The following is a 4622-nucleotide window of genomic DNA, read 5'->3' as shown; positions in this document are numbered from 1 at the left end:
TGTATTAACGGCTGTAGGCAGTTTCGCCGTGGGAGGTGATGTCGAGGCCTTCGCGCTCGTCTTCCTCGCTGACACGCAGGCCGATGGTCAGGTCCACGATCTTGTAGGCGATGAAGGACACCACACTGGACCAGACCACCGTGATCAACACGGCCTTGAGTTGGATCCAGACTTGCGAAACGATGGAGTAATCAGCAGCGGTGATCATCGTCGCCGTGACCCAGTCGGCCACATAACCGGGGCCGCCCAGGCTTGGCGAGTTGAACACCCCGGTCAGCAGGGCGCCGACGATACCGCCGATGCCGTGCACGCCGAACACGTCGAGCGAGTCGTCTGCACCGAGCATTTTCTTCAGGCCATTGACACCCCACAGGCAGGCGAAACCTGCGACCAGGCCGATGACCAGGCCGCCACCGATGCCGACGTTGCCCGCTGCGGGCGTGATGGCCACCAGACCAGCCACCGCACCGGACGCTGCACCCAGCATGGACGCCTTGCCGCGCATCAGCGCTTCACCCACACACCACGCCAGCACGGCCGCGGCGGTAGCGCCCAGCGTGTTGATGAAAGCCAGGGCGGCGAAGCCGTTGGCTTCCAGGGCGGAGCCCGCGTTGAAGCCGAACCAGCCCACCCACAACAGAGCCGAACCGACCATGGTCAACGTCAGGCTGTGCGGCGCCATGGCTTCCTTGCCGTAGCCGATACGTTTGCCCACCATGTAGGCACCGACCAGGCCGGCCACAGCGGCATTGATGTGCACGACGGTTCCGCCGGCAAAATCAAGCGCGCCCGACTGCCAGATATAGCCGGCTTTGGAGGTCATTTGATCAACAACTTCCTTGGCGGTGTAGGCATCAGGCCCCATCCAGAACCACACCATGTGGGCAATGGGCGCGTAGCTGAAGGTGAACCAGATGACCATGAACATCAGCACAGCCGAGAACTTCATGCGTTCGGCGAAGGCGCCGACGATCAGTGCGCAGGTGATGCCGGCAAACGTTGCCTGGAAGGCTGCGAAGATGATCTCGGGAATCACAACACCCTTGCTGAAGGTCGCCGCATTGGCGAAGGTGCCCGCAGTGTTCTCCCAGACACCCTTCATGAACAGCCGGTCAAAGCCGCCGAAGAAGGCGTTGCCCTCGGTGAAGGCCAGGCTGTAGCCGTAGATGAACCACAGGACAACGATCATCGAGAAGGTGACCATGACCTGCATCAGCACAGACAACATGTTCTTGCTGCGGACCAGGCCGCCGTAGAACAGCGCCAGGCCGGGGATCGCCATCAGGATCACCAGCATGGTCGAGACCATCATCCAGGCGGTGTCGCCCTTGTTGGGAACCGGGGCAGGTGCAGCCGGTGCTGTGGATGCGGCAGCAGCGGGTGCGGCGGCCGGAGCCGAAGCCGTTGCGACTTCAGCCGCAGGCGCAGACGCGGCAGGCGCAGCAGGTGCGGCGGCTTCTGAGGCAGCGGGAGCGGCGGCAGGGGCCTGGGCCAGCACGGCGTTGGCGCCGGCGAACAAGCTCAAACCCAAAGCCAGGGAGGCAAGTAGTTTTTTCATTTTGATGGTCTCTTGGTGGGTTGAGCCTTACAGCGCTTCTTTGCCGGTCTCGCCGGTGCGGATGCGCACGACTTGCTCCAGGTTGTAGACGAATATCTTGCCGTCGCCGATCTTGCCGGTGCGGGCTGCGCCCTCGACCGCTTCGATGACGCGGTCCACCAGTTCGTCGGACACAGCCGCTTCGATCTTCACCTTGGGCAGAAAGTCGACGACATATTCCGCGCCCCGATAGAGCTCGGTGTGACCCTTCTGGCGACCGAAGCCCTTGACCTCGGTCACTGTGATGCCCTGCACGCCGATACCGGACAGCGCTTCGCGCACCTCGTCCAGTTTGAACGGTTTGATGATGGCCGTTACGAGTTTCATGAGTTCTCCTTTTTTTCAGCTAGATGCCGTGTATGTCAGAAATTTTTCTTGATCGAAAACACCAGGCTGTCCTTGCCGAGGTCGCGCGTGCCGGAGCCTGGCAGGGTGTAGCGGCCAAGGCCGTTGGTGCCCACAGCGGCCAGACTGAAGACCAGGCCATCAATGTCCTTGTTCACGGTCACAGAGTAGTCGGTGTACGAGTTGCCGTTCTTGACTTTCTGCGCCCCGATGTGCGGCACGATGGACCAGCCCGAGCCGAGGTCAAAGTTGGCACTCAGGTCGAGGTAGCTGCTGTTTTTGCTGTTGACCGCGCCGAACAGGTTGGTCGTGGCGTGTGAGTACTTGGCGGTGACGATGCCGAAGGTCAGGGCGCCGTAGAGCTCGAAGGTGTTGGGGCTGACAAAACCTGGGGTCTTCTTCAGGTTGTTTCCGGCATACCAGTAGTACAGGCCGCCCACGTCGTAGCCCACACCTTCAGCCAAGGAGCCCTTGTAGCCGCCGTAGAGGTCGATTTCAACCGGGCCCTTGGTGGTGTTGGGGTTGGCGGTGGAATCCTTGATCCACGTGATGGTCGACGCCCAAGTGCCGAGGTACAAGCCGCTGCTGTGCGCGTAGTCGATGCCGCCGTTGATGGCGGGCTTTTTGCCGCTTTGAGAAATGCCGCGATAGCGATAGTCTGTGGTGGCCCCGATGTTGTAAGACACGGTGGACTCCGGCGCCGGGGTCGCCTGGGCAAAGGCGCTACCGGCTATCAGGAAAGCTGCTGCAACAGCAAGGTGAGTGGCTTTGAATGTCATCGAAGGCTCCAAAATGAAGAGTGGGTCGGAAGGGCAGGTTTCTTGGCTACAGGTTCCTTTAGCATGGAGCGTGCCAAATTTTGTAGGCTCTGCGCTTGATGTCGTCGACCACAACGGCTGTCGCGTTACATTGAACCGAAACAAATACAAGATATGCACGTTATTGGTGCGCACCAAAATGCGGACAAATGGTGCAAAACAGGGAGCCACCGGAGATGAGCCTTTCTTTAGTGCAAAGCCGCGCGTTGTTGGGCATGCAGGCGCACCCCGTCTGCGTAGAGGTGCATCTGGCCAACGGCCTGCCGAGCTTCACCCTGGTGGGGCTGGCAGAGACGGAAGTCAAGGAAGCCCGGGAGCGGGTGCGGTCCGCGATTCAAAACACGGGGCTGGAGTTTCCGGGCAACAAGCGGATTACGGTCAACCTGGCGCCGGCCGACCTGCCCAAGGACTCTGGCCGTTTTGACCTGCCCATCGCCTTGGGCATTCTTGCGGCCAGTGGCCAGCTCGACACCCGCAAGTTCGACGGTTATGAATTCGCCGGCGAGCTGTCGCTGGGCGGCGAGTTGCGGCCGATTCGCGGGGCTCTCGCCATGAGCCTGGCGCTCCCGGGGCTGGACGCTGCCGCCAGCAAACCCAGGCTGGTGTTGCCCGAAGGCAGCGCCGAGGAAGCCGCGCTGGTGCCCGGCACCGAGGTCTATCGCGCCCGGCACCTGCTCGACGTGGTTCGCCAGTTCCTGCCAGGGGACACACCGCCCGAAGACGTGGCTGGCTGGCAAAGATTGCAGGCCAGTGCCCAGCATGCGGAAGCAGCCTACCCGGACCTGGCGGACGTCAAGGGCCAGGCAGCGGCCCGACGGGCACTGGAAATCGCCGCCGCCGGCGGTCACAGCGTGCTCATGATGGGGGCGCCCGGCTCCGGCAAGTCCATGTTGGCGCAGCGTTTTGCCGGCCTCCTGCCGCCCATGAGCACCGAAGAAGCGTTGCAAAGCGCCGCCATCGCCTCTTTGGGTGGCCGCTTTTCGCTGGACCGCTGGGCCCAACGGCCAACCTGCGCGCCGCACCACACCGCCAGCGCCGTGGCTCTGGTCGGCGGTGGCTCGCCCCCACGTCCTGGTGAAATTTCGCTGGCACACCAGGGCGTCTTGTTTTTGGACGAACTTCCCGAATTCCCAAGGGCCGCGCTCGAAGCCCTGCGCGAACCGCTGGAGTCCGGCACCATCACGATCTCGCGCGCAGCCCAGCGTGCCGAGTTTCCCGCGCGTTTTCAGCTCATCGCCGCGATGAACCCCTGCCCCTGCGGCTACCTCGGCTCCAGCCTGCGCGCCTGCCGATGCTCACCCGACCAGGTCTCGCGTTATGTAGGTTTTCATAGTTGCTGCGCCTTGATCAAAGTTATTGAGCCAAGTCGTGCGAAGTTAATGAGCCTTTCCGCTAACCTGCTTTTCAAGGCTGCACGACAGTTGTTCAAATTCGGTCAGCAATCTAGGTTACTGCAGAGCTGCTGATTGCTCAACATCAAAGTCAAAGCGGGCCCGTGGCCGCCTCTAATTTTGCTGGCGCTGAATCTTCTCGAATCGGCAAAGGGCTCAGCCAAACAGCGGTAGCTTCTGCGGGTGGCAACGAGCGCAGTTGTACGTCGTTCCACAAATCAACTGCGAGTTCTTCCAGCTGAGCCGGCCCTACCGTGGGCCACCGCTGGTGCAGGGTGTCGGCGCACTGGGCAATCCATTGGCTGGGCAAAAGGGTATCCATGGGTAAATGATACTGTACATCCATAAGGGGTATCCACTTAGCTCCACTAAGCGGATTCTGTTGTTTCCTGGGTCGAGCCGGTGATGTCGCGGTAAGTCACAGGTTGGGTGATGACTGACTGCTGCAATAACCGGTAAAACAGCATTCCC

At 61.4% G+C, this 4622-nt stretch carries 3 protein-coding genes and 1 pseudogene; 1 reads left to right on the top strand and 3 read right to left on the bottom strand.

Translation table 11 applies throughout. The features are described from left to right. Positions 1–4 precede the first annotated feature (4 nt). The 3 genes from amt to H0W47_RS18285 are packed head-to-tail and all read right to left on the bottom strand — an operon-like array spanning position 5 to position 2721. Complete coding sequence (amt, locus tag H0W47_RS18295) at positions 5–1558, bottom strand: ammonium transporter (protein ID WP_296927001.1); 1554 nt, start codon at positions 1556–1558, stop codon at positions 5–7. Positions 1559–1585: 27 nt separating this feature from the next. Further along, a complete protein-coding gene (gene glnK / locus H0W47_RS18290) occupies positions 1586–1924 on the bottom strand; it encodes a P-II family nitrogen regulator (RefSeq protein ID WP_188706387.1) in 339 nt (112 codons plus the stop codon). A 35-nt stretch (positions 1925–1959) separates the two neighbouring features. Further along, positions 1960–2721 carry a TorF family putative porin gene (locus H0W47_RS18285; protein ID WP_296926999.1) on the bottom strand — a complete coding sequence of 254 codons (762 nt, stop codon included), beginning with the start codon at positions 2719–2721 and terminating at the stop codon, positions 1960–1962. Positions 2722–2936: 215 nt separating this feature from the next. Here H0W47_RS18285 and H0W47_RS18280 point away from each other — a divergent pair. After that, a pseudogene (locus H0W47_RS18280) lies at positions 2937–4079 on the top strand (YifB family Mg chelatase-like AAA ATPase); the annotation flags it as partial. Positions 4080–4622 lie beyond the last annotated feature (543 nt).

Origin of the sequence: Polaromonas sp. (assembly GCF_013817205.1) — a bacterium.
Lineage (GTDB): Bacteria > Pseudomonadota > Gammaproteobacteria > Burkholderiales > Burkholderiaceae_C > Polaromonas.
Note: the sequence above shows the minus strand (reverse complement) of the source record. Positions and strands in the feature narration are given on the sequence as shown.